Source organism: Streptomyces gilvosporeus (assembly GCF_002082195.1).
GTDB classification, from domain to species: domain Bacteria; phylum Actinomycetota; class Actinomycetes; order Streptomycetales; family Streptomycetaceae; genus Streptomyces; species Streptomyces gilvosporeus.
In genome coordinates, this window is sequence record NZ_CP020569.1 from 2,834,018 (window position 1) to 2,857,519 (window position 23,502).

Annotated in this window: 21 protein-coding genes and 1 riboswitch; of the genes, 12 read left to right on the plus strand and 9 right to left on the minus strand. The window is 72.2% G+C overall.

What is annotated here, in order from left to right:
- Window positions 1-230 precede the first annotated feature (230 nt).
- The 5 genes from B1H19_RS12430 (at window position 231) to B1H19_RS12450 (ending at window position 6,461) form a co-directional block, all read left to right on the plus strand.
- On the plus strand, window positions 231-1,166 hold the full coding sequence (locus B1H19_RS12430) for an ATP-binding cassette domain-containing protein (RefSeq protein ID WP_083104710.1): 936 nt from the start codon (window positions 231-233) through the stop codon (window positions 1,164-1,166).
- A complete protein-coding gene (locus B1H19_RS12435) occupies window positions 1,138-3,345 on the plus strand; it encodes a YhgE/Pip domain-containing protein (RefSeq protein ID WP_083104712.1) in 2,208 nt (735 codons plus the stop codon). The genes B1H19_RS12430 and B1H19_RS12435 overlap by 29 nt, the downstream gene beginning before the upstream one ends.
- Before the next feature lie 35 nt (window positions 3,346-3,380).
- Window positions 3,381-3,995 (plus strand): TetR/AcrR family transcriptional regulator, encoded by a 615-nt coding sequence (locus B1H19_RS12440; RefSeq protein ID WP_083109574.1) that lies wholly within the window; start codon window positions 3,381-3,383, stop codon window positions 3,993-3,995.
- 332 nt (window positions 3,996-4,327) lie between these two features.
- Entirely contained in the window at window positions 4,328-4,945 is a 618-nt protein-coding gene (locus B1H19_RS12445) for a DUF4126 domain-containing protein (RefSeq protein WP_083104715.1), read from the plus strand.
- 10 nt (window positions 4,946-4,955) lie between these two features.
- Entirely contained in the window at window positions 4,956-6,461 is a 1,506-nt protein-coding gene (locus tag B1H19_RS12450; protein ID WP_083109575.1) for a phytoene desaturase family protein, read from the plus strand.
- A 31-nt stretch (window positions 6,462-6,492) separates the two neighbouring features.
- Here the strand turns inward: B1H19_RS12450 and B1H19_RS12455 are convergent, their stop codons facing one another.
- From B1H19_RS12455 to B1H19_RS12475, 5 genes are all read right to left on the minus strand, one after another.
- Complete coding sequence (locus B1H19_RS12455) at window positions 6,493-7,659, minus strand: hypothetical protein (protein WP_083104718.1); 1,167 nt, start codon at window positions 7,657-7,659, stop codon at window positions 6,493-6,495.
- Between the two features lie 37 nt (window positions 7,660-7,696).
- Window positions 7,697-8,614 carry a methylenetetrahydrofolate reductase [NAD(P)H] gene (gene metF / locus B1H19_RS12460; RefSeq protein ID WP_083104720.1) on the minus strand — a complete coding sequence of 306 codons (918 nt, stop codon included), beginning with the start codon at window positions 8,612-8,614 and terminating at the stop codon, window positions 7,697-7,699.
- 167 nt (window positions 8,615-8,781) lie between these two features.
- Window positions 8,782-9,432: a thiamine phosphate synthase gene (thiE, locus tag B1H19_RS12465; RefSeq protein ID WP_083104723.1), complete on the minus strand. Its 651-nt coding sequence runs from the start codon at window positions 9,430-9,432 to the stop codon at window positions 8,782-8,784.
- An 83-nt stretch (window positions 9,433-9,515) separates the two neighbouring features.
- Window positions 9,516-9,881: an Rv2175c family DNA-binding protein gene (locus B1H19_RS12470; RefSeq protein WP_030068163.1), complete on the minus strand. Its 366-nt coding sequence runs from the start codon at window positions 9,879-9,881 to the stop codon at window positions 9,516-9,518.
- Window positions 9,882-10,018: 137 nt separating this feature from the next.
- A complete protein-coding gene (locus B1H19_RS12475; protein WP_237289265.1) occupies window positions 10,019-11,260 on the minus strand; it encodes an NAD(P)/FAD-dependent oxidoreductase in 1,242 nt (413 codons plus the stop codon).
- A gap of 153 nt (window positions 11,261-11,413) precedes the next feature.
- Window positions 11,414-11,526: riboswitch (TPP riboswitch) on the plus strand.
- Between B1H19_RS12475 and thiO the strand changes: the two genes are divergently transcribed.
- The 5 genes from thiO to B1H19_RS12500 all read left to right on the plus strand — a co-directional run bounded on the left by thiO (window position 11,524) and on the right by B1H19_RS12500 (window position 17,102).
- Entirely contained in the window at window positions 11,524-12,741 is a 1,218-nt protein-coding gene (gene thiO / locus B1H19_RS12480; protein WP_203237137.1) for a glycine oxidase ThiO, read from the plus strand. Its footprint overlaps the riboswitch before it by 3 nt.
- Entirely contained in the window at window positions 12,738-12,962 is a 225-nt protein-coding gene (gene thiS / locus B1H19_RS12485) for a sulfur carrier protein ThiS (protein ID WP_083104731.1), read from the plus strand. Before thiO ends, thiS begins: the two co-directional genes overlap by 4 nt.
- Window positions 12,963-12,971: 9 nt before the next feature.
- The gene (locus B1H19_RS12490; RefSeq protein WP_083104733.1) at window positions 12,972-13,808 is read left to right on the plus strand and encodes a thiazole synthase; all 837 of its coding nucleotides are present in this window, start codon (window positions 12,972-12,974) and stop codon (window positions 13,806-13,808) included.
- 409 nt (window positions 13,809-14,217) lie between these two features.
- Entirely contained in the window at window positions 14,218-16,161 is a 1,944-nt protein-coding gene (gene pknB / locus B1H19_RS12495; RefSeq protein ID WP_083109576.1) for a Stk1 family PASTA domain-containing Ser/Thr kinase, read from the plus strand.
- A 50-nt stretch (window positions 16,162-16,211) separates the two neighbouring features.
- Window positions 16,212-17,102, plus strand: coding sequence for a deoxyribonuclease IV (locus B1H19_RS12500; protein ID WP_083104736.1), 891 nt, complete (start codon window positions 16,212-16,214; stop codon window positions 17,100-17,102).
- Between the two features lie 14 nt (window positions 17,103-17,116).
- Here B1H19_RS12500 and B1H19_RS12505 read toward each other — a convergent pair whose 3' ends face one another.
- Complete coding sequence (locus tag B1H19_RS12505; RefSeq protein WP_030071679.1) at window positions 17,117-17,740, minus strand: sulfite oxidase-like oxidoreductase; 624 nt, start codon at window positions 17,738-17,740, stop codon at window positions 17,117-17,119.
- Between the two features lie 155 nt (window positions 17,741-17,895).
- Between B1H19_RS12505 and bfr the strand changes: the two genes are divergently transcribed.
- Window positions 17,896-18,372 (plus strand): bacterioferritin, encoded by a 477-nt coding sequence (gene bfr / locus B1H19_RS12510; RefSeq protein WP_083104738.1) that lies wholly within the window; start codon window positions 17,896-17,898, stop codon window positions 18,370-18,372.
- Window positions 18,373-18,417: 45 nt separating this feature from the next.
- On the opposite strand, the gene B1H19_RS12515 is transcribed toward bfr, so the two are convergent.
- Together B1H19_RS12515 and B1H19_RS12520 are read right to left on the minus strand one after the other, a co-directional pair.
- Window positions 18,418-18,699, minus strand: coding sequence for a (2Fe-2S)-binding protein (locus B1H19_RS12515; protein ID WP_083104741.1), 282 nt, complete (start codon window positions 18,697-18,699; stop codon window positions 18,418-18,420).
- Between the two features lie 171 nt (window positions 18,700-18,870).
- On the minus strand, window positions 18,871-20,214 hold the full coding sequence (locus B1H19_RS12520) for a class II 3-deoxy-7-phosphoheptulonate synthase (protein ID WP_198535012.1): 1,344 nt from the start codon (window positions 20,212-20,214) through the stop codon (window positions 18,871-18,873).
- 306 nt (window positions 20,215-20,520) lie between these two features.
- Between B1H19_RS12520 and B1H19_RS12525 the strand changes: the two genes are divergently transcribed.
- Window positions 20,521-22,461 carry an anthranilate synthase family protein gene (locus B1H19_RS12525; RefSeq protein ID WP_083104744.1) on the plus strand — a complete coding sequence of 647 codons (1,941 nt, stop codon included), beginning with the start codon at window positions 20,521-20,523 and terminating at the stop codon, window positions 22,459-22,461.
- Here the strand turns inward: B1H19_RS12525 and B1H19_RS12530 are convergent.
- The gene (locus B1H19_RS12530; protein WP_083104746.1) at window positions 22,427-23,443 is read right to left on the minus strand and encodes a 2-hydroxyacid dehydrogenase; all 1,017 of its coding nucleotides are present in this window, start codon (window positions 23,441-23,443) and stop codon (window positions 22,427-22,429) included. The genes B1H19_RS12525 and B1H19_RS12530 overlap by 35 nt on opposite strands.
- Between the last annotated feature and the right edge of the window lie 59 nt (window positions 23,444-23,502).

A 23,502-nucleotide genomic window follows, 5' to 3' on the forward strand; every position in this document is an offset into this window, starting at 1 on the left:
GGGACCGAATGGCGATTCGGGACCGTATGACCCCATCGTGCGGGACACCACTGACAATCGGCGCTGACCTGCGCTTTCGCCGAAAAGCGGACGATGCGGCGGCGTGGGCGCGGCGGACGCGCACGCATTCGGTGACCGTTTCCCCCACCCCCTTGCGTACCGGCGGTACGGCACCCGATACTTTTGAACTGACCAGTCAGTTCAAGCACAGTCCGAGGAGGGGAAGGATCGTGGACAGCACCCCCCGCGGGGCGGCGGTCACGGCCAGGGGATTCGGCGTCAAGGGCCCCCGCGGCTGGGCGTTCCGGAACATCGACATCGCGGCGGCGCCCGGTTCGCTGATCGCCGTCCAGGGGCCTTCGGGTTCCGGGCGGACGTGTCTGCTGCTCGCGCTCACCGGGCGGATGGCGTCCGCTGAGGGTACCGCCGAGATCGGCGGGCTGCCGCTGCCCAGGAAGATGGCCGCGGTCCGCTCGGTCACCGCGCTCGCCCACGTACCCGGGGTCGCCGAGCTCGACCCGGCGCTGACGGTGGGCGAGCATCTGCGCGAACGCGCCCTGCTCCAGGGCCGGTTCGGCGGTTCGCTGCGGGCGCTGCTGCGGCCCCGGCAGGAGCGCCGGGCGGAGGCCCGCGCCCTGGTGGACGGCGCGCTGGAGGCGGCCGGACTGGACGTGGCATCGCTGCCGAAGGGGCTCCGCACCTCGGTCCGCGATCTGGAGCGGCTGGAGGCGCTGCGATTGTCCGTGGCGCTGGCGCTGATCGGCGCCCCGCGGCTGCTGGCCGTGGACGACACCGATCTCAAGCTGTCCGACGACGAACGGCGCCGGGCCTGGGCGATGCTGCGCGGCCTGGCGGCGGCCGGCACGACCGTGCTCGCGGTGTGCAGCGAACCGCCGGCGGACGGACCGGACGGGGCCGCGGACGGGGACGTGGTCCTGGTGCGCACCGGCCCGCCCGAGGCCGTACCGAACGGGCCGGAGACCGCAACGGACGGCGCGGCCGCCGTAACGGGCGAGGCCGCGCCGGAGACGGGCACCCCGGTGAAGGCCGCACCGCAGGACGACGCGGACGACGGGGACGACGGGGACGACCCGGGCAACGGGGACGACAGGGACGACAACGAGGAGGGGGCGGCCGATGCGCTCGCCGAAGCTGGCCGCGCTTGAGCTGAAGCGGTTCGGGAGGGGAAAACTGCCGCGCGCCGCGCTGGCCGCGCTGCTGCTCTTGCCGCTGCTGTACGGCGCGCTGTACCTGTGGTCCTTCTGGGATCCCTACGGGCGGCTCGACAAGATACCGGTCGCGCTGGTCAACGAGGACAAGGGCGCGAACGTCGACGGGAAGCAGATCTCGGCGGGCGAGAACATCGTCGACGGGCTGGGCGAGAGCCACACCTTCGACTGGCGCCCCGTCGACGCCAAGGAGGCCGCCAGGGGCGTCGAGGACGGCACGTACTACCTCTCGCTGTCCATCCCCGCGGACTTCAGCAAGCGGATCGCCTCCAGCTCCGGTGACCACCCCGAGACCGGCGCCCTCAAGGTGCGCACCAACGACGCGAACAACTACATCGTCGGGCAGATCTCCCGGACGGTGTTCTCCGAGGTGCGCTCGGCGGCCTCGGAGAAGTCCGCGCGCACCTTCTTCGACAAGATCTTTGTCTCGTTCTCGACGCTGCACGGCAAGACCGAGGAGGCCGCCGAGGGCGCCGACAAGCTCAAGAACGGCCTCGGGAAGGCCAAGGACGGCAGCGGCAAGCTGGCCGACGGACTGGGCACCGCCAAGGACGGCAGCGGCCGCCTGGTCAAGGGCCTGGGCGACCTGGACGCGGGCGCCGGACGGCTCAGCCGGGGCAGCACGGACCTGGCCAAGGGCGCCGGTACGGCAGCGGGCGGAGCGCGCCAACTGGCCGACGGCTCCGGCCAGGTGGCACAGGGCACCCAGCAGCTCGCCGACACCGTCAACGACCTCGACGCCAAGGTGGGCCCCTTCGTCCGGGCGCACGGCAGGGAGATCGGCGAGGCGGCCCAGCTGGTCGCCGACGGTTCGCAGGCCCTGCGCGACAACCTGGACAGGCTGCCCGGCGCGGCCGCCACCGGGGCGCAGCTCTCGCGCGGCGTCTCCGACCACCTGGCCACGTACTACCGGCTGCACTGCGAGACCGGTATCAGCCTCGATCCCACCTGCGGCGAACTGAAGAAGATCAACGACGACGCGGCGACCGCGGCGGACGCCGCCGAGCGGGTCAGCGGCTACGTCCACGACCAGAAGAACCTCGACCAGCTCGGCCGGGACCTGGACACGCTGCACTCCCTGGCGAGCGAACTGGCCAAGCACGGGCCCACCATGGGCCGGGACATGGACGCCGCCGTCAAGAAGATCAACGCTCTCAACGACGGTGCGCACAAGGTGTCCGCGGGTGCCCGCAAACTGGCCGCGGGCAACGCCCAACTGGCCTCCGGGGCACAGCAGCTGGACGACGGCACGCACCAGTTGCACGACGGCACCGGCCAGGCCGCCGACGGGATGGGCGATCTCGACTCCGGTGTGGGCAAGCTCAAGGACGGCGCGCAGACGCTCGACGGCGGCCTGTTCAAGCTCTCCGACGGCTCGCAGAAGCTGGCCGGCGGGCTGCACGACGGTGCCCGGCAGATCCCCGACTACGGCAAGAAGGACCGCGACGCCCGCACCAAGGTGATGTCCGACCCGGTGCAGCTGGCCTCCGACGCGGCCCACAAGGCGCCGAACTACGGCACCGGTTTCGCCCCGTACTTCATCCCGCTGTCCCTGTGGGTCGGCGCCATGGTGGCCTACATGCTGATCCAGCCGCTCAACCGGAGGGCCCTGGCGATGGGCGCCTCCTCCTGGCGGGTGGCGGTGTCCGGGTGGCTGCCGGTGGCCGGTATCGGGGTGCTCCAGACCGCGGCCCTGATGTCCGTACTGCACTTCGCGCTCGGCCTCCAGATGGCCAGGGCGGCCGGTACGGTCGGCTTCCTCGTCCTGGTCACGGCGTGTTTCTCGGCGATCGTGCAGTGGCTGAACGCCAAGTTCGGCCCGGCCGGCCGGATCCTGGTGCTGGCGCTGCTGATGCTCCAGCTGACGTCGGCGGGCGGTACGTACCCGGTGCAGACCAGCCCCGGCTTCTTCGGCGCCATCCACCCCTATCTGCCGATGAGTTACATCGTCGCGGGGCTGCGCCGGCTCATCACAGGTGGCGACCTCGCGCCCGTATGGCAGGGCAGTGCGGTGCTGGCCGCCTTCACCGTGGGCGCGCTCGCGCTGACCACTCTGGCGGCCCGCGGTCGCCAGGTGGTGCGCATGAAGGACCTCCACCCGGAGCTGAGCCTGTGAGCGGGCGGGCCGCGCGGACCGGCACAATCGCCCCCATGGACAGCTCCACATCTCGCCGCGACGCCACCCGGCGCAAGCTCTTCGAGGCCGCGGTCACGCTCATCGCCGAACAGGGCTTCTCCTCCACCACGGTGGACGAGATCGCCGAACGGGCCGGCGTCGCGAAGGGCACGGTCTACTACAACTTCGCGAGCAAGAACGTCCTCTTCGAGGAGCTGCTGCGGCACGGCATCGAGCTGCTGGCGGCCTCCTTGCAGGAGGCGGCCGACGAGGTGACCGGCCGCGGCGGCCGCCGGATCGACGCGCTGGACGCGATGATCCGGGCCGGGCTGGAGTTCATCGCCGCCTACCCGGCGCTCACCCAGCTCTACGTCGCCGAACTGTGGCGCACCAACCGCGCCTGGCAGTCCACCTTGATGGTGGTGCGGGGGCGGGCGATCACCGTGGTGGAGGGCGTGCTGCGCGAGGCGGTGGCCGCCGGCGAGCTGAGCGAGGAGATCGACGTCCCGCTGACCGCCTCGGCGCTGTTCGGGATGGTCCTGGTGGCCGCCCTGGACTGGCAGTCCTACCAGCCGGACCGGTCGCTCGACGAGGTGCACGCGGCGCTGTCGCGGCTGCTGCAGGGGAGGGTGACCGGCCGCCAGGAGTAGGTCCCGCACACAAAAAACGCGCTGTCCTGGCACGGATCGTTCCCCCATCGATCCGACCAGGACAGCGCTTCCCCCGTGCTCCCCCGTGGAGCCCCCGTACTTCCCCCGTGCTCCCCCGTCACGGCCGGGAGCCGCGCCGTTCCGCCGCCCCGTGTCGGCGGTGCGGCGCCGCGTCCCTTCCGTGGTGCACACTCTTCCGTCCCGGCGGCCCCCGGCCCATCCGCGTACCTACTCATCTCGCCGACTGAGTACGGATACTCACCCGTGAGCACCAGTGCCCTGCGCCCACCTGGGCGACCGGCACGGCCCGCCGCCCGTCTACGATCTCCTGCGTGTCCGTACTCCCCCTGGTCTTCACCAGCGGCTGGGCGAGCGGGATCAACGCCTATGCCGTGGTCCTGCTGCTCGGTCTGCTGGGCGCCACCGGCGTCACCCACGAGGTCCCCGCCGCGCTGGAGCGCCCCGACGTCCTGATCATCGCCGCGGTCCTCTTCGTGTGCGAGGCGGTCGCCGACAAGGTCCCCTACGTGGACTCGGTCTGGGACGCCGTCCACACGGTGATCCGGCCCGTCGCGGGCGGTGTCGTGGCCGCGCTGCTGGCCGGGCACGACGGATCGCTGCCCCAGCTGGCGGCGGGCGCGGTGGGCGGTTCCACGGCGCTGCTGAGCCATCTGGTCAAGGCGGGCATGCGGATCGCGGTCAACACCTCGCCGGAGCCCGCGAGCAACATCCTGCTGAGCCTGGCCGAGGACCTCGGCGTCGCCGGTCTCATCGCCTTCGCCCTCTTCCACCCGGTGATCGCGGCGGGTATCGCGGCGGTGCTGCTGATCGGCGGCCTCGCGACGGTGATCTTCCTGTGGTCGCGGATCCGCCGCTTCCTGCGCCGCCGCCGCGAGCGGCGGGAGGAGAAGAAACGCCTGGCCGCGGGCGTTGTCAGTGGCGCCGGATAAAGTCACGGACATGGCACGGATTGCGGTGATCGGCGCCGGGATGGGCGCGATGGCGGCCGCTGCCCGGCTGGCCGTTGCGGGTCACCAGGTGGCGGTGTACGAGCGCGGGGCGACGTACGGCGGCGCCCTCGGGCGCTTCGAACGGGACGGCTTCGGCTTCGACACCGGGCCCGGTCTGCTGCATCTGCCGGCCGTCTACCGCGATCTGTTCCTCAAGACCGGCAAGGAGCCGCTGGAGAGCCGTATCGCGCTGGCCCAGGTCGATCCGGCGAGCCGCCATGTCTTCGCCGACGGCACCGCCGTCTCGCTCCCGAACGCCTCGCGCGCCGGGGTGCTCTCGGCCCTGGACGAGGCGCTGGGCGAGGGCGCCGGCGAGCGCTGGAGCGCCTTGGTCAACCGCGCCCGGGATGCCTGGGACGCCACCCGCCGCCCGCTCCTGGAGGAGCCGCTGTGGCGGGACTGGCGGGTGCTGGGCCGCGATCCGTATCCGGCGGTGCGCAGGCGGGGGCTGTTCGGGCGCGGCAAGGGCCCCACGACCGCCACCCTCGACGACATCGCCCGCCGCGAGCTGGCCGACCCTCGGCTGATCGCCCTGCTGGAGAGCCATGCGCTGGCCCACGGCCTCGACCCGCGCGGCGCCCCGGCGAGCGCGGCGGTGCTGCCGTACATGGAGCAGACCTTCGGCAGCTGGTATCCGCGCGGCGGGATGCGGGCGCTGGCCGAGGCGGTGTACGAGCGCTGCCGGGAGCGCAGGGTGGCGTTCGCCTTCGGCGCGGAAGTGACCGGGATCGTGGTGCGCGACGGCCGGGCGGCGGGGGTCGAGCTGGCCGACGGCCGGGGGGCGGAGGCGGAGTTCGTGGTCGCGGGCCTCGACCCGGCGCGGCTCCCGGCGCTGCTGAAGGGGAGCGATCCCTACGGTCCGGAGGACGTACGGCCCCGGGCCCTGTCCGGGGGGTGTGCCGCGGGGCGGCTGACGGTCTGTCTGGCGCTGCGCGGGGCGCGGCCCGCGCAGACGGTGCACCGGACGGTCGTGCATGCGGCCGACCGTGCCGCGGAGCTGGCCGCCGTGTTCGGGGACGGCGGCGCGCGGGGGCTTCCCGAGCGGCCGACGGTCACGGTGCTGCGCCCGGACGACCCCACGTCCCGGCCCGACGACGGGCACGAGGCGGTGACGCTGTCGGCGGCGGTGCCGGTCCCCTGCGGCGCGGACACGGCGGCCGTCGAGGCGGCCGCGGACCGGATGACCGAGGCCGCCGAGGCCGCCGTCCCGGGCCTGCGCGAGCGGGTGCTGTGGCGGGAGGTCCTGCCGCCCGCGGACGAGGCGTGGATACCCGCGCCGGCGCTCGCGGGGCAGGGCGGCCGCTTTCTGCGGCCCGGCAACCGCACCCGGATACCGGGCCTGTACGCGGTCGGCGGCCGCGCGCATCCGGGCGGCGGCCCCGCGCATGCCGGGATGTCCGGCGCGATCGTGGCGGGCCTGATCGTCAACGGGGACGACTGGCGCGGCTCCAGCTGAGAGCGCCGCCCGTGCCGTCCCGGGCGGCGCGTCAGTAGCGGTAGTGCTGCTCGTCGTAGCCCTGCTGATACGGCGGGTACGGCTGCTGCTCGGGCGGGAGTTCACCGTCGCGCTGCTGCGGCACCCAGGACCCGCCCGGCGGTGAGTAGCCCTGGGCCGGGTTCTGGTCCTGGCCGTCGTACTGCCCGGCGGTGTAGGGCACCTGGCCGTAGGGGTCGGGCTGCTCGTACGGGTCGTAGGACGCGCCGTACTGCTGGGCGCCGATGTACGGGTCGGAGTAGGCGGCCGCCCGCCCCTGGTCCGTGCCGTCGCCGTACGCCGCGTACGGGTCGGCGTAGGCGTCCGCGTAGGCGTTCTGGCCCGGCGCGCCCTGGTCGTAACCACCGCCGTAGCCATAGCCGTTGCCGCCGCCGTCCGCGCCCGGGGCGGTGCCGTACGGGTCGTAGCCGGGGTAGTCGGAGTAGCCGGGCTGCTGCTGTCCGGTGCGGGCGTCGGGGCTGTAGATGCCGTACTGCCCGGTCTCGTCGGGCATCGGCTGCGGGGCGTACACCGTCGCGTCGGAGGCGGAGTTCTGGCCGGCATAGGTGTTCTCGGCCGAGGCGGCATAGCCGCTCCCGTCCCCGTACGGCCCCTGGCCTCCGTACGCGTACGCCTCCTGGCCCCCGTACGGACCCGCCGCCTCGTACGACCCGGCCGGGTCGTAGGGGCTCTCGCCGTAGGAGCCCTGCGCGCCGTAGGCGGCGTCCTGGCCCGCGTAGCCGCTCCGGTCGGCGTAGCCGTCCTGGCCCTGGAAAGCGTGGGCGCCCGCGAAGACGTTGTCGTCGTCCTCGTCGCGGGCCGGGTCGTCGGTGACCGGCCCCGCCTCCAGATCGGAGACCTGGAGGGCCGGTTCGACGGCGGGCGCGGCGCCGGAGCGGGCCCGGCGGCGCCCCTTCTCGGCCGTTTTGGTGCGCAACGCCCAGCCGGTGGTGAAACCGCGCCGGAAGGAGAGCGTGACATTGGTCTGGCCGACGGCGAAGGCGACCACGCCCACGCCGATGACGATCACCTGGGGCAGGAGGACGCCGACGACCACACCGAGAAAGCCCACGAAAGCCAGCAGCCGCCAGCGCAGCCGCGCCTTGTTCTGGAGCAGGACCTCGGCCAGGAGCCAGACGGCGACCAGGCCGAACGCGATGTAGAGGATCGTCCAGCCCATATACGCCCCTCTTCCGCCGCTGTCCGGCCACCGTTGCTCAGGACCGCTGATGCAGCCCCAGATTCTCGTAGATCTCCAGGGTCGCCGTGGAGTGGTTCAGGGTAATGAAGTGCAGCCCCGGAATGTCCTCGGCCATCAAGCTCGCACACAATTCCGTGGCGTACTCGATCCCAATGGAGCGTACCGCCGCCGGGTCGTCCTTGACCGCCATGATGCGGTCCGCGAGCTCGGGCGGGAAAGCGGCGTTGCTGAGCTGGGCGAAGCGCTCGATCTGGCGGACGTTGGTGACCGGCATGATCTCGGGGATGATCGGCGTGCTGCACCCCGCGGCGGCGACCCGGTCGCGCAGCCGGAAGTAGTCCTCGGCGTAGAAGAACATCTGGGTGATGGCGAAGTCGGCGCCGGCGCGGCATTTGTCGACGAAATGACGGACATCGGTGTCCCAGTCCGTCGAGCGGGGGTGCATCTCGGGGAAGGCGGCGACGCCCACGCAGAAGTCGCCGGACTCCTTGATCAGTTGGACGAGCTCGGCGGCGTAGCCGACGCCCTCCGGGTGCTTGATCCACTCGCCCATCGGGTCGCCGGGCGGATCGCCGCGCAGCGCGAGCATGTTGCGGATACCGGCGTCAGCGTACTGGCCGATGATGTTGCGCAGGTCGGCCAGGGAGTGGTTGACGGCGGTGAGGTGGGCGACCGGGGTGAGGGTGGTGTCGGTGGCGATGCGTTCCGTGGCGCGGACCGTGCCCTCACGGGAGGTGCCGCCGGCGCCGTACGTCACGGAGACGAAGGTCGGGGAGACGGCCTCGATCCGGCGAATGGCGTTCCACAGGGTCCGCTCGCCCTTCTCGGTCTTCGGGGCGGCGAACTCGAACGAATAGGACTGCTTGCCGGAAGCGAGCAGTTCGCGCACGGTGTGCGCGCGATCAGTCCTGGTGGAAGCTGTTCCTAGGGCCATACCGGCAGGTTAACCAGAGCCCCGGCTCATACCAACCAGTGGCGCTTTTTGTCCACGGGCTGGACAATTTCCCGGCCACGGAACGTCCGGAAACCGTCGCTGGGACCGCACTGGTGCCCGGCCGCCGGACGGCTCCCCGGGCTCCCCGGGCTCCCCGGGCTCCCCGGCTAAACGTCCCGCGAGCGGATCCGCTTCGCCAGATCCGCGGCGGCCGCGGCGGGGTCGTCGGCCTCGGTCAGTGCCCGGACGACCACGACCCGGCGGGCGCCGGCCTCCAGGACCTCGTCGAGATTGCCGGCGTCGATACCGCCGATGGCGAACCAGGGGCGCTCGGGGGCGCGAGCGGCGGCGTAACGGACCAGGCCGAGGCCGGGGGCGTAACGGCCGGGCTTGGTGGGGGTCGGCCAGCAGGGGCCGGTGCAGAAGTAGTCCACCCCCGGCTCGGTCAGCGCGGCGTCCACCTCGGCCTCGGCGTGGGTGGAGCGGCCTATGAGGACGTCGGGGCCCAGGAGGGCGCGGGCGGCCGGGACGGGGAGATCGCCCTGTCCCAGGTGGAGTACGTCGCTGCCGATGGCGTGGGCGACATCCGCGCGGTCGTTCACGGCCAGGAGCTTGCCGTGCCGCCGGCAGGCGTCCGCGAAGACCTCCAGATGGCGCAGCTCCTCGCCGGCCTCCATGCCCTTGTCGCGCAGCTGGACGATGTCCACGCCCGAGGAGAGCACCGCATCCAGGAACTGCGGCAGATCGCCCTGGCGGGTGCGGGCGTCCGTGCACAGATAGAGCCGGGCGTCGGCAAGGGCCTGTCGTGCGGTGGTCATCGGGCGGCTTCCCCCCAGGTCGGGGGCGTACGGACCGGGCTCGGTCCGCACGCCCCGGTGCGGTTACGGATCAGGGTGCGGCGTCAGACGGCGAGCGCCTGGGCACGGCGCTTGACCTCCGTGCCGCGATTCTCGCGCAGCGCCTGCGCCGGAGTGCCGGGCAGGGTCTCATCGGGGGTGAAGAGCCACTCGAGCATTTCGTCGTCGGCGAAGCCGTCGTCGCGCAGCAGGGTCAGGGTGCCGACGAGTCCCTTGACGACCTTGCCGTCCTTGATGAAGTCGGCGGGCACCTGGAGCACCCGGTTCTCGCCGCGGCGCACCGCGATCAGCTGGCCCTCCTTGACCAGCTGCCGCACGCGCGTCACCTCGACGCCGATGTTTTCGGCGATGTCGGGGAGGGTGAGCCAGGCGGGGACGAGTCCATCGATGTTTGCGTCAATCTCGGTCACAGGACAAGCCTGCCACCTCGCACTGACAGTCGGTAGCCGGGCCTCGCCATCAGGGTCTGCGGGGCACACCGGAGGGTGACGTCCGTCGGCGCGTCCCCGCTGGAAGACCGCCCTGGAGGACCCCGCTGGGGACCCCGCTAGAGGACCGCGGACTTCAGGGGCAGCGCGGCGTCCGCGGCCCGGTCGCGGTCGAGGACGGCGCCCTTCTCGATGAGCTTGCGGCCCTGGGCGAGATCCCTGGGCCGGCCGACGGCCAGCAGCGCGACCGCCCGTCCCTCGTGCAGCCACAGCACCGACCAGGAGGCGCCCGCCGGGTCGCCGCGCCAGATCATCTCGTCGGCGGCCTGGTGATGGCCCGCGTACTGGACGAACCGCCCGAACTGCTCGGACCAGAAATACGGGACCGGGTCGTAGACCACGCCCTCCGCCTCCCCGCGGGCGATGTTCTCGCCGACCGTGCGGGGCCCCTGGAGTGCGTTGTCCCAGTGGTGGATCAGCAGCCGGCGGCCGTAGCGGGCGGAGGGGAAGGAGGCGCAATCGCCGACCGCGTAGACGTCGGGGACGGAGGTGCGCAGCTGCGCGTCGGCCAGTACGGAGCCGTTCTCGGGCGAGAGGGCGACGCCGGAGCCGGCCAGCCAGCCGGTCGCGGGGCGGGCGCCGATGCCGACGACCACGGCGTCGGCAGGCAGGGTGGTGCCGTCGGCGAGGACCACCGCGCCCGGTTCGACGGCGGCGACGCCGATGCCGGTGCGCAGTTCGGCCCCGGCATCCGCGTACCAGGAGGTCATATGGGCGGCGACCTCGGCGGGCAGCGCTCCGGCCAGCGGGCGGTCGGCGGCCTCGACCACGGTGACCGCGCAGCCCGCCTCGCGCGCCGCGGTGGCGAACTCCGCGCCGATCCAGCCCGCCCCGACGACCACGATGCGGCGCTGCGCGGCGAGCACCGGACGCAGCCGCTCGGCGTCGTCCAGGGTGCGCAGCAGATGGACTCCGGGCAGGCCCTCGCTGCCGGGCAGCAGCACCGGTTCGGCCCCGGTGGCGATCACCGCGTAGTCGTAGGGGACCGGGCCCTCGGCGGTGTCGGCCTCGTGGTCGGCGGGACGCAGCGCGGTGACCGGGCGGCTCAGGTGCAGATCGATGCCCAGGCCCGCGAAGTCGACGTCGAAGGCGGAGCCGTCGGCCTTGCCGAGCAGCAGGGCCTTGGACAGCGGCGGGCGGTCGTACGGCTGGTGGGGCTCGTCGCCGAGCAGGGTGATCGCGCCGCGCCAGCCCTGTTCGCGCAGGGCGACCGCGGTCTGCACCCCGGCGATGCCCGCGCCGGCGATCATCACGCGGGGTGTGTGGTCAGGGGCCTGCAAGGACGTCCGCTGCTCGTTCACCCACTCACTCTAGGACGGTGAAGGACGGCGGGAAGGCAGCCGGGAGCAGCCCGCAGGGAGATCTCTGACACAGCGTCACGGACGGTGACGCGGGCGGGCGGCCCCGGGGCGCTCCCTTACGGCGTGTCGCGGGCCCGTACTAGGGTGACGGGTACACGCACTCGCGGGAGCCCGGACGCACCGGGCTGAGAGGGAGGCTGGCCGGCCTCCGACCGTACGAACCTGATCCGGGTCATGCCGGCGAAGGGAGGGGCTGGAAGCCCATGCATCCATCCGTGACACGACCGCGACCAGCAGGCGGGCACCCCGATGTGCTCGTCATCGGGGGCGGCATCATCGGGCTGGTCACCGCCTGGCGGGCGGCCGGCCGGGGGCTGCGCACCGTGGTGGCCGATCCGGCGCCCGGCGGCGGGGCCGCCCGGGTGGCGGCCGGAATGCTGGCCGCCGTGAGCGAGCTGCACTACGGCGAGGAGACCCTGCTCGGCCTCAATCTCGCCTCGGCGCGGCGCTATCCGCGGTTCGCCGCCGAACTGGAGGAGGCCAGCGGGCAGCGGATCGGCTACCGGCCCTGCGGCACCCTGGCCGTGGCGCTGGACGCCGACGACCGCGCCTATCTGCGCGACCTGCACGCCCTCCAGACCCGCTCCGGGCTGGACTCGCAGTGGCTGACGGGGCGCGAGTGCCGCCGGCTGGAGCCGATGCTGGCCCCCGGGGTACGCGGCGGCCTCCGGGTCGACGGCGACCACCAGGTCGATCCGCGCCTCCTGGCGAACGCGTTGCTGATCGCCTGCGAGCGGGCCGGGGTGGTCTTCCACCGGGCGCAGACGGTGCGGCTGACGGTCGAGGGCGGACGGGCCACCGGCGCCGAACTCGCCGACGGCGCCCGCCTGGTGGCCGGTCAGACCGTACTGGCCGCGGGCAGCTGGAGCGGACGGCTGGCCGGGGTTCCCCCGGAGATGCTGCCGCCGGTGCGGCCCGTCAAGGGCCAGGTGCTGCGGCTGCGGCTGCCGGTGCCGCCGGCCGGGAGCCCGCCGTTCCTCTCGCGCACCGTACGGGCCGTCGTCCGCGGCAATCCGCTCTACCTGGTGCCCCGCGAGAGCGGCGAGCTGGTGCTGGGCGCCACCAGCGAGGAGCTGGGCTTCGACACCACCGTCACCGCGGGCGGCGTCTACGAGCTGCTGCGGGACGCGCACGAGCTGGTCCCGGGCGTGACCGAGCTGCCGCTCGTGGAGACCTGCGCCGGGCTGCGGCCCGCCTCGCCCGACAATGCGCCGCTGCTCGGCCCGACCGCGCTGCCCGGCCTCCACCTGGCCACCGGGCACTTCCGCAACGGCGTCCTGCTGACCCCGGTCACCGGCGAGGCGATGGCCGAGCTGCTGGCCACCGGGAGCCTGCCCGAAGAGGCCCGCCCGTTCTCCCCCGCGCGCTTTTCCGCCCCACGGGCCGAGCGCGCCCGCGTCCCAGAGGAGCAGCCCGTATGAGCGCGCCCAGTGGCCCGACCGTCTCGGTGTCCGTCAACGGCGAGGCCCGGCAGATCCCCGGCGACCTGACCCTGGACCGTCTCGTCGCCACCCTCACCCGGGCGCCCTCCGGGGTGGCCGCCGCGGTCAACGAGACCGTGGTGCCGCGCACCCGGTGGTCCACCACCCCGCTCGGCGACGGCGACCGCGTCGAGGTGCTCACCGCGGTCCAGGGAGGCTGATCCGCGCAGATGACCGCTGACCTCACCACGACCCCGGCGTCGGCCGCCCAGCCGGCGGACGACCTCCTCACCATCGCCGGCACCACCTTCGAGTCCCGCCTGATCATGGGGACCGGCGGCGCCCCCAGCCTCGACGTCATGGAGCGCGCGCTGCTCGCCTCCGGTACGCAGCTGACCACGGTCGCCATGCGGCGGCTGGACCCGACGGTGCAGGGCTCGGTGCTCTCCGTACTGGAACGGCACAACATCCGGGTGCTGCCCAATACGGCGGGCTGCTTCACCGCGGGCGAGGCGGTGCTCACCGCCCGGCTGGCCCGGGAGGCGCTGGGCACCGACTGGATCAAGCTGGAGGTCGTCGCCGACGAGCGCACCCTGCTGCCGGACCCGGTCGAGCTGCTGGACGCCGCCGAGACCCTGGTGGACGACGGCTTCACGGTGCTGCCCTATACGAACGACGACCCGGTACTGGCCCGCAAACTGGAGGACGCGGGCTGCGCGGCGATCATGCCGCTGGGTTCGCCGATCGGCTCCGGGCTGGGCATCCGCAATCCGCACAACTTCCAGCTGATCACCGAGCGTGCGGGCGTCCCGGTCATCCTGGACGCGGGCGCGGGCACCGCGTCGGACGCGGCGCTGGCCATGGAGCTGGGGTGTGCGGCCGTCATGCTGGCCTCCGCGGTCACCCGGGCCCAGGACCCGGAGCGGATGGCCTCGGCCATGCGGCATGCGGTGGCGGGGGGCCGACTGGCCTTCCGTGCCGGCCGGATTCCCCGGCGGCACTTCGCGCTGGCGTCGTCGCCGGAGGACGGCGTGGCGGCCCTCGACCCTGAACGCCCTGCGTTTTAGGGGGCGCCCCACGTTTTTGTCTGCGGCGCCGCGGTGTGTTCTCGCCGTTTCGCCTGCGGCGGGCTGGGGTTGTGTGTCGGCCGCGGTGCCGCCCCTGCGGACTTCGTCCTCCGGTGCGGCCCCTCCCGACGGTGGGGGGAAGAAGGCCGGTGGTCCACCCCCACGTCTTTTTCCCACCCCCAACGGGGAGGTGCCGGACCGTAGCGGCGGAGCCGTGTAGGGCCGGTGCCGCTGCCGGACAGCCCCGCGCAGCGGGAACGGCCGCCGCAGGCGCAACGGCGGCAAACCCCTACGGCGGGACGGCCGACAACGTGGGCCCCAGGCAAAGCGCAGCGGACGGGCCGCAGGCGCTACGGCGGGAAGAAACCACGGCGCCGCAGACAAAAACATGGGGCCTAAACTCTGGCAGGTGGATACGACCCTTCAGGACCCGCTAGAGGGCCAGCTGCTCGACGGCCGCTACCGCATCCAGGCGCGCATCGCCGCAGGCGGCATGGCGACGGTCTACCGGGCCTTGGACACCCGGCTCGACCGCGTGCTCGCGCTGAAGGTGATGCACCCCAGCCTCGCCACCGACGCGGCGTTCGTGGACCGCTTCATCCGGGAGGCGAAGTCGGTCGCGCGGCTGTCGCACCCCAACGTGGTGGGCGTCTTCGACCAGGGCACCGACGGTACGTACGTCTATCTGGCGATGGAGTACGTCGCCGGGTGCACCCTGCGCGATGTACTGCGCGAGCGGGGCGCCCTCCAGCCGCGGGCCGCCCTGGACATCCTCGAGCCGATGCTCGCCGCCCTGGGGGCCGCACACCGCGCGGGTCTGGTCCACCGGGACATGAAGCCGGAGAACGTCCTGATAGGCGACGACGGCCGGGTCAAGGTCGCCGACTTCGGGCTGGTGCGCGCGGTGGACACCAACACCACCGCCTCGACCGGCTCCGTTCTGGGCACCGTCTCCTATCTCGCGCCCGAGCAGATGGAGCACGGCACCGCCGACGCCCGGGTCGATGTCTACGCCTGCGGTGTGGTGCTCTACGAGATGCTCACCGGCGGCAAACCGCACACCGGCGGCACCGCGGCGCAGATTCTCTACCAGCATCTGCACGAGGACGTACCGCCGCCGTCCGCCTTCGTACCGGGGCTGGCGCCGGAGCTGGACGATCTCGTCGCGGGCGCCACCGCCCGCGACCCGCAGCGGCGCCCGCACGACGCGGTGGCGCTGCTGTCGCAGTCCCGCGCGGTCCGCGCCGCGCTGACCGACGCGCAGCTGGACGTGGTGCCGCCGCAGGCCCACGCGGTGCCCGGCGGCGACACCGAGCGCACGGACGTCCTGCCGCGGATCGGCGCCGCGCCGCTGCCGGACGAGGCGGCGCTGAACCGCACCAGCCGCCTGGAGGTCCCGCCCTCGGAGCAGACCACCCGGCTGCGCCCGGCGCCCGCCGCGCACGCGCCGCGCGGCGGCCTGGTGCAGCGGCACAAGCTCCTCGCCGTCGTCGCGGCGGTCCTGCTGGTCCTCGGCGTGGGCACCGGCGTGTGGTACGTCAGCATCGGCCAGTTCACCACCGTCCCCGCCGTCCTGGACATGCCGCAGGCCAAGGCCGTCAAGACGCTGCGCGACGACGGTCTGGGCGTGAAGGTGGAGCGCGGGTTCAGCGCGAATGTGGCGCGCGGCCATGTGATGAAGACCGATCCGGGCACGGGCAAGTCGATCCGCGGTACGGGCACGGTCACGATCACCGTCTCGCGCGGCCCGGAGATCGTGACCGTACCGGACCTGTCGGGCACCCCGGTGGCCGACGCCAAGCGCCGGCTGCGCGATCTGGGGCTGGTCCCGGGGACGGTGAAGCGCGACTTCAGCGATGAGGTGGCCAAGGGGTCGGTGATCCGTACGGACCCGACCGGGGGCACCAAGCTGCATCCGGATACGGCGGTGACGCTGACCGTCAGCCGGGGTGCGAAGATCTCCGTACCGGATGTGGTCGGCGACGACCGCGCCGATGCCGTGGACGCGCTGCGCGGTGAGGGTCTGAACGTCAAGTTCGCCGCCCAGCCGGTCTTCTCCGACGAGGACAAGGGCACCGTCGCCCAGCAGACACCGGGCGCGGAAAGCTACCTCGGCAAGGGCGACACGGTCACCCTCACCCTCTCCAAGGGCCAGCAGATGGTCGACGTCCCGGACGTCACCGGCCAGAGCGAGGCGGACGCCAAGAAGACGCTGACGGACCTGGGGTTCCAGGTCGAGGTGAAGAAGCCGTTCCTCTTCCCGCAGGACGAGGTGGAGAGCCAGTCGGTCGAGGGCGGCGGGCAGGCCCCGAAGGGCAGCACGATCACCATCAAGCTCAAGGGCGCCTTCTGAGAGCGTGCCCGGCGGCGGAGGTTCGCCGCCGGGCCTGGCACCCTGGTGGCGTGAGTTACGCAGAGCACGACGGGCAGCGCGCCCGCGCACGTAATCCGGTCGGCGGCCATGTCCCGGTGGCCGGCGGCCTGGCGAGGACCGGCCTGCCCTACGCCCGTGAGATGGGCGCCGAGACCGTACAGGTCTTCGTGGCCAATCCGCGCGGCTGGGCGACCCCGCCCGGCACCCCCGCCCAGGACGAGGATTTCCGGGCGGCCTGCGCGCAGGAGGACATCCCGGTCTACGTCCATGCCCCGTATCTGATCAACTTCGGGTCGCACAACGAGGCGACCGTCGAGAAGTCGGTGGCGTCGCTGCGGCACTCGCTGCGGCGCGGGCGGGAGATCGGCGCGCTCGGGGTGGTGGTGCACACCGGCTCGGCGACCGGCGGACGGCCGCGTGCCGAGGCGCTGGCGCAGGTAGGAGAGCGGATGCGGCCGCTGCTGGACGAGCTGACGCACGACGACGACCCCTGGCTGCTGCTGGAGCCGACGGCCGGGCAGGGCGCCTCGCTGTGCTCGCTGGCCGAGGATCTGGGCCCGTACTTCGACGTGCTCGACCGCCACGCCCGGCTCGGGGTCTGTCTGGACACCTGCCATGCCTTCGCGGCCGGTCACGACATGGCGGCGCCGGGCGGGATGAAGGCGCTGCTGGACGAGCTGGTGGAGGTCACCGGCGAGGGGCGCCTGAAGCTGATCCACGCCAACGACTCCAAGGACGTGGTGGGCGCGCACAAGGACCGCCACGCCAACATCGGCGCCGGCCACATCGGCGCGGACCCGTTCGCCGAGCTGTTCCGCCATCCGGCGACGGACGGCGTGCCGCTGGTCATCGAGACGCCGGGCGGCAAGGAGGGGCATGCGGCGGATGTGGCGCGCCTGAAGGAACTGCGGGCCGCGTGAGCGGTGCCCGGGGCTTACAGCTCCGGGCCCTCCCCCGGTTCCTCCTGGTACGAGTAGCGCTGTTCGCGCCAGGGGTCGCCGAGATTGTGATAGCCGCGTTCCTCCCAGAATCCGCGGCGGTCGGCCGTCATGTATTCGATGCCACGGACCCATTTCGGGCCCTTCCAGGCATACAGCTGGGGCACGATCAGCCGGACCGGAAAACCGTGTTCGGCGGTGAGCAGTTCGCCGGAGCGGTGGGTGGCGAAGATGCAGTTCTCGGCGGCGAAATCGTCCAGCCGCAGATTCGAACTGAATCCGTACTCGGCCCACACCATCACATGCGTGACGTCCGGCGCGGGCGGCGCGAGATCCAGGATCGTCTGGGTGCGGACCCCGCCCCATTCGGCGCCCAGCATGCTGAATTTCGTGACGCAGTGCATATCCGCGACGACCGTGGCATAGGGCAGGGCCGTGAATTCCTCATGCGTCCAGCAGTGCTTTCCGCCGTCCTTGGTGGCGCCGAAGGCGCGGAACTCCCAGCGTTCGGGGCGGAACTTGGGGACCGGACCGTAATGCGTCACCGGCCAGCCCCGCTGCAGACGCTGCCCCGGAGGCAGCTGAGGATGCCCCTCTTCGCGGCTGTGCGGCTGACCCATGCCTCCATGGTGTCAGACCGTGAGGGGTGCCGATGACCAGGGAGGGAAGGATTCGGGCAACTCGTACTAAGCGTGAACTTACTGGACTGTGCGCTCCGCGCGGTGCGAGGATGCGCGGCACCTGCCCAGTTCCCGCGCGGAAGGAGCCCGCAGCCATGCAGGGCGATCCCGAGGTCATCGAATTCCTCAACGAGCAGCTGACTGCCGAACTGACCGCGATCAATCAGTACTTCCTGCACTCCAAGATGCAGGAGAACTTCGGCTGGCCGAAGCTTGCGAAGTACACGCGCAGCGAGTCCTTCGACGAAATGAAGCATGCGGAGGTCCTGACCGACCGCATTCTCTTCCTCGAAGGGCTGCCGAACTATCAGCGGCTGTTCCATGTCCGCGTGGGCCAGACCGTCACCGAGATGTTCGAGGCGGACCGGCAGATCGAGGTCGAGGCGATCGACCGGCTCAAGCGCGGAATCGAGATCATGCGCACCAAGGGCGACATCACCTCGGCGAATATCTTCGAGGACATCCTCGCGGACGAGGAGCACCACATCGACTATCTCGACACCCAGCTGGAGCTGGTGGAGAAACTCGGCGAGGCGCTCTACATCGCCCAGCTGATCGAGCAGCCGAGCTGACCGTACGGGCCGGGCCGACCGTGCGGGCCGGGCTCAGCGGCAGGGCTACGCGGCCTCCTGGAGCGCCACGGGCACCACTGCGGCCACCTCCGCGACCGGCGGCGCGGGCGCGGTCGTGGCGCCCAGGGGCTCGGGGCTGCCGCTGTCGATGAGCTCACGGCGCGGGCACGCGCCACGGCCGAGCAGCTGCTGGATACGGCGCACACAGTTGCCGCAGTCGGTGCCGGCCTTGCAGGCGGAGGCGATCTGGCGGGGCGTGCAGGCGCCCGTGCCCGCGTGTTCGCGGACCTGCTGCTCGGTGATCCCGAAGCATGAGCAGACGTACACGCGGTTTCACCTCCGTAGGGATACCCCGGCTCTCGGCGGTCCCGTCGGTCCCGCGATCTTGAGTGAGGTAACCCTTACCTTACCTGGACCGGGGAGCGGCGACAATGCGCGGATACGCCGATGGGGCGCGGATCACAGGATCCGCGCCCCATCGGCGTATACGGCCGGGCCTCACTGGTCGCGGTACATCTCCGCCACCAGGAACGCCAGGTCCAGCGACTGGCTGCGGTTGAGCCGCGGGTCGCAGGCGGTCTCGTAGCGCTGGTGCAGATCGTCGACGAAGATCTCGTCGCCGCCGCCCACGCATTCGGTGACATCGTCACCGGTCAGCTCGACGTGGATACCGCCCGGGTGCGTGCCGAGGCCCTTGTGGACCTCGAAGAAGCCCTTGACCTCGTCCAGCACGTCGTCGAAGCGCCGGGTCTTGTGGCCCGAGGCCGCCTCGAAGGTGTTGCCGTGCATCGGGTCGCAGATCCACGCCACCTGGGCGCCGGAGGCGGTGACCTTCTCGACCAGCTGGGGGAGCTTGTCGCGGACCTTGTCCGCGCCCATCCGGGTGATGAAGGTCAGCCGGCCCGGCTCGCGCTCCGGGTCGAGGCGCTCGATGAGGGTGAGCGCGTCCTCCACCGTGCTGGTGGGGCCGAGCTTGACGCCGATGGGGTTGCGGATGCGGGAGGCGAACTCGATGTGCGCGCCGTCCAGCTGCCGGGTGCGCTCGCCGATCCAGACCATGTGGCCCGAGACGTCGTAGAGGTTGCCGGTACGCGAGTCCACGCGGGTCAGCGCCGACTCGTAGTCCAGGACCAGCGCCTCGTGGGAGGCGTAGAACTCGACGGTACGGAACTCCTCCGGGTCGACCCCGCAGGCGTTCATGAAGTTCATCGCGCGGTCGATCTCGCGGGCCAGCGCCTCGTAGCGCTGACCGGAGGGCGAGGACTTCACGAAGTCCTGGTTCCAGGCGTGCACCTGCCGCAGGTCGGCGTAGCCGCCGGTGGTGAAGGCGCGCACGAGGTTCAGCGTCGCGGCGGAGGCGTTGTACATCCGCTTGAGCCGCTGCGGGTCCGGGATCCGGGCCGCCTCGGTGAACTCGAAGCCGTTGACCGAGTCGCCGCGGTAGGTCGGCAGCGTCACGCCGTCGCGGGTCTCGGTGGGCTTGGAGCGCGGCTTGCTGTACTGGCCGGCGATCCGGCCGACCTTGACCACCGGGACGGACCCGGCGTAGGTCAGGACGGCGCCCATCTGGAGGAGCGTCTTGAGCTTGTTGCGGATGTGCTCGGCGGAGACGGCGTCGAAGGCCTCCGCGCAGTCGCCGCCCTGGAGCAGGAACGCCTCACCACGGGCGACCGCTCCCAGGCGCTCACGCAACTGGTCGCACTCGCCCGCGAAGACGAGCGGCGGATAGGACTCGAGCTCCGCGATCACATCGCGCAGAGCCTCTTGGTCCGGCCAGTCAGGCTGCTGCGCCGCGGGCAGGTCTCGCCAGGTGTTGCCACCGGCGTGGGTTTCAGCGTTCACGGTCACGAACACCACATTACGGGGTCCCGACGGGGGTCCAGCACGGCGACCGGAGTGTGAGACGGTCCGTGGACACTCCCCCGCAACGAAGCCGCCGACCTCGCGTCGGCGGCGCCGTCGGGTAGGGTGCCCCCCATGCACGCGCCGACAGCCATGAACATGACCTGGTGGTGGACCGCTCTTCCGGCGGCCCACTGATTCGCGCGCACACCACAGACTCCGCGAAGGCCGCCCCAGGGGCGGCCTTCGGCGTATCCGCGGCAGGCCGTCCCTCCACCCCTCCCATGAGTGAGAAGGACGAGGACCATGCATCTGACCGAGCTGCTCGCCGACGACCGCCCCGCCCGCCCGTCGCCCGCCACCGCCCTCGGCCGACTGCTCTCCGAGCAGACTCCTTTTGCTTTGCTGCGCCGCCGTACCCCCGGCCGGGATCAGGACATGGTGGAGGTCCTGACCGGCCCGGTCGCCGCCTACGACCGGCTCGCCGACCTCCCCGAGGGCCTGGCCCTGGTGCCGTTCCGGCAGATCAGGGAGCGCGGTTTCGACGTCCGGGACGACGGCACCCCGCTGCTGGCGCTGACCCCCGAGGAGCGCTGCGAGGTGCCGCTCGCCGAGGCCCTGGCGCAGCTCCCGGCGCATGAGGTGCGGGTGGCGGACGGGGCCTTCGACGTGTCCGACGAGGACTACGCCGAGATCGTCGGGCGGGTGGTCCGGGAGGAGATCGGCAGCGGCGAGGGCGCGAACTTCGTCATCCGGCGGACCTTCGAGGGCGAGATCCCGGGCTTCGGCCGGGCCGACGCGCTCGCCCTGTTCCGGCGGCTGCTGGTCGCCGAGCGCGGCGCGTACTGGACGTTCGTGGTGCACACCGGCGACCGGACGCTGGTGGGGGCAAGCCCCGAGGTGCATGTACGGATGAGCGGCGGGACGGTCGTGATGAATCCGATCAGCGGGACGTACCGCTATCCGGCCGGCGGGCCGACCGCCGACGATCTGCTCGGCTTCCTCGCCGACGGCAAGGAGATCGAGGAGCTCTCCATGGTCGTCGACGAGGAGCTGAAGATGATGTGCACCGTCGGCGACAGGGGCGGCGTGGTGATCGGGCCGCGGCTGAAGGAGATGGCGCATCTGGCGCACACCGAGTACGAGCTGCGCGGGCGGTCGTCACTGGATGTGCGGGAGGTGCTCAAGGAGACGATGTTCGCGGCGACCGTCACCGGGTCGCCCGTACAGAACGCCTGCCGGGTCATCGAGCGCCACGAGCCCCACGGGCCGGACGGCGCGGGCCGCGGCTACTACGCGGGCGCGCTGGCGCTCATCGGGCGCGATGCGGGCGGCGCCCAGACCCTCGACTCCCCCATCCTCATCCGCACCGCCGACATCGACGCGGGAGGGCGGCTGCGGGTGCCGGTCGGGGCGACGCTGGTGCGCGGTTCGGACCCGGCGGGCGAGGTGGCCGAGACGCACGCCAAGGCGGCGGGGGTGCTCGCCGCGCTCGGGGTGCGCAAGGCCCCGGCGGGCGGGGGCGGGCGCCCCGCGGCGGACGCCGCGCCGCTCCGGCTGGCCGACGACCCGCGGGTCCGGGCGGCGCTGGACGCCCGCCGCGCCGATCTGGCCCCCTTCTGGCTGCGGATGCAGACCACCGCACCGACCGCCGCGCTGCGCGGCCATGCGCTGGTCATCGACGGCGAGGACACCTTCACCGCGATGCTGGCGCATCTGCTGCGCACCTCGGGGCTGACGGTTTCAGTACGCCGCTTCGACGAGCCGGGGCTGCGTGCGGCCGCGCTCGCCCATGAGGGCCCGATCGTGCTCGGCCCCGGCCCCGGCGACCCGTCCGACGCCGCCGACCCCAAGATGCGTACGCTGCGGGCGCTCGCCGCCCACCTGCTGCGCGAGCACCGCCATGGCCTGCTCGGGGTATGCCTGGGCCATGAACTCCTCGCCGCCGAGCTGGGGTTGGAGATCGTCCGCAAGGATGTGCCCTTCCAGGGCGCGCAGGAGCGGATCGACTTCTTCGGGCGCACGGAGAAGGTCGGCTTCTACAACACCTTCACGGCCCGCTGCGACGACTCCACGGCCGCCGAACTGGCCATGCACCGCATCGAGTTGAGCCGCGATCCGGGGACCGGGGACGTGCATGCGCTGCGCGGTCCCGGCTTCGCGGGCGTGCAGTTCCACCCCGAGTCGGTGCTGACTCTGGACGGCGCCGCGATCACCGCTCGGCTGCTCGCGGCTGTCCTTGTGTGACCAGCATGTTCTCGTTGGTGCGGTGGGCCAGGTAGTCCTCGACGTTGCCGACCGTGGCGTCGATGATCTGGCCGACCGCGTCCCGGGTGAAATACGCCTGGTGCGCGGTGACCAGCACGTTCGGGAAGGTCATCAGGCGGGCGAGGATGTCGTCGTCCATGACGTCGAGGGACTTGTCGAAGGTGAAGATCCCGGACTCCTCCTCGTAGACGTCCAGTCCGACGCCGGCGAGCTTGCCGGTCTTGAGGGTGCCGACCAGGGCCGCGGTGTCGACCAGGCCGCCGCGGCTGGTGTTGATCAGGATCGCCTCGTTGCGCATCGAGGCCAGCGCGGCCCGGTCGACGAGGTGGCGGGTCGCCGCCACCAGCGGGACGTGCAGGCTGATCAGGTCGGCCTCGGCGAACAGCCGCTCCTTGTCGGCGTAGGTCATGCCCAGCGCGAGGCAGTTGGGGTTCTCGGCGATGTCCCAGCCCAGGAGGTGCATGCCGAAGCCGTGGGCGATCCGGGTGAACGCCTCGCCGATCCTGCCGGTGCCGAGCACGCCCACGGTACGGCCGCGCAGATCGCGGCCCATCAGCCCGTCCAGCCGGAAGTCGAAGTTCCGGGTGCGGTGGGCGGCGAGGACGATCCGGCGGTCGACGGCCAGCGCGAGGCCCCAGGCGAACTCCGCGACCGCGTACGGGGAGTAGTCCGCGACCCGGCCGATGGTCATGCCGAGGTCGGCCGCGGCCTCCAGATCGATGTTGTTGAAGCCGGTGGAGCGCTGCGTGATCATCTTGGTGCCGCCGGCGGCGAGGGTCTGGAGCACGTCGGCGCCGAGGTCGCCGTTGACGCTGGAGCTGACGATCTCGTAGCCGTGCGCGATCGGGGCGGTGTCGCGGTTGATGACGACGTCCAGGCTGCGCAGCTGGTGACGGCCCGCGAAAGCCTTCTCCAGCGGCGCCCGCTCATCGGCCTGCACCCCGAAGGCGACGATCTCCACGTTCTCTCCCGCCGGTACGGTTTGCCCCGCATACGCGCAATGGGCCGTATATGTCGCGT

Coding starts and splice junctions, on each gene's coding strand:
- B1H19_RS12435 (WP_083104712.1), top strand. CDS start 1,138: ATGCGCTCGCCGAAGCTGGCCGCGCTTGAGCTGAAGCGGTTCGGGAGG.
- B1H19_RS12440 (WP_083109574.1), top strand. CDS start 3,381: ATGGACAGCTCCACATCTCGCCGCGACGCCACCCGGCGCAAGCTCTTC.
- B1H19_RS12450 (WP_083109575.1), top strand. CDS start 4,956: ATGGCACGGATTGCGGTGATCGGCGCCGGGATGGGCGCGATGGCGGCC.
- B1H19_RS12455 (WP_083104718.1), bottom strand. CDS start 7,659: ATGGGCTGGACGATCCTCTACATCGCGTTCGGCCTGGTCGCCGTCTGG.
- metF (WP_083104720.1), bottom strand. CDS start 8,614: ATGGCCCTAGGAACAGCTTCCACCAGGACTGATCGCGCGCACACCGTG.
- thiE (WP_083104723.1), bottom strand. CDS start 9,432: ATGACCACCGCACGACAGGCCCTTGCCGACGCCCGGCTCTATCTGTGC.
- thiO (WP_203237137.1), top strand. CDS start 11,524: ATGCATCCATCCGTGACACGACCGCGACCAGCAGGCGGGCACCCCGAT.
- thiS (WP_083104731.1), top strand. CDS start 12,738: ATGAGCGCGCCCAGTGGCCCGACCGTCTCGGTGTCCGTCAACGGCGAG.
- B1H19_RS12490 (WP_083104733.1), top strand. CDS start 12,972: ATGACCGCTGACCTCACCACGACCCCGGCGTCGGCCGCCCAGCCGGCG.
- B1H19_RS12505 (WP_030071679.1), bottom strand. CDS start 17,740: ATGGGTCAGCCGCACAGCCGCGAAGAGGGGCATCCTCAGCTGCCTCCG.
- bfr (WP_083104738.1), top strand. CDS start 17,896: ATGCAGGGCGATCCCGAGGTCATCGAATTCCTCAACGAGCAGCTGACT.
- B1H19_RS12525 (WP_083104744.1), top strand. CDS start 20,521: ATGCATCTGACCGAGCTGCTCGCCGACGACCGCCCCGCCCGCCCGTCG.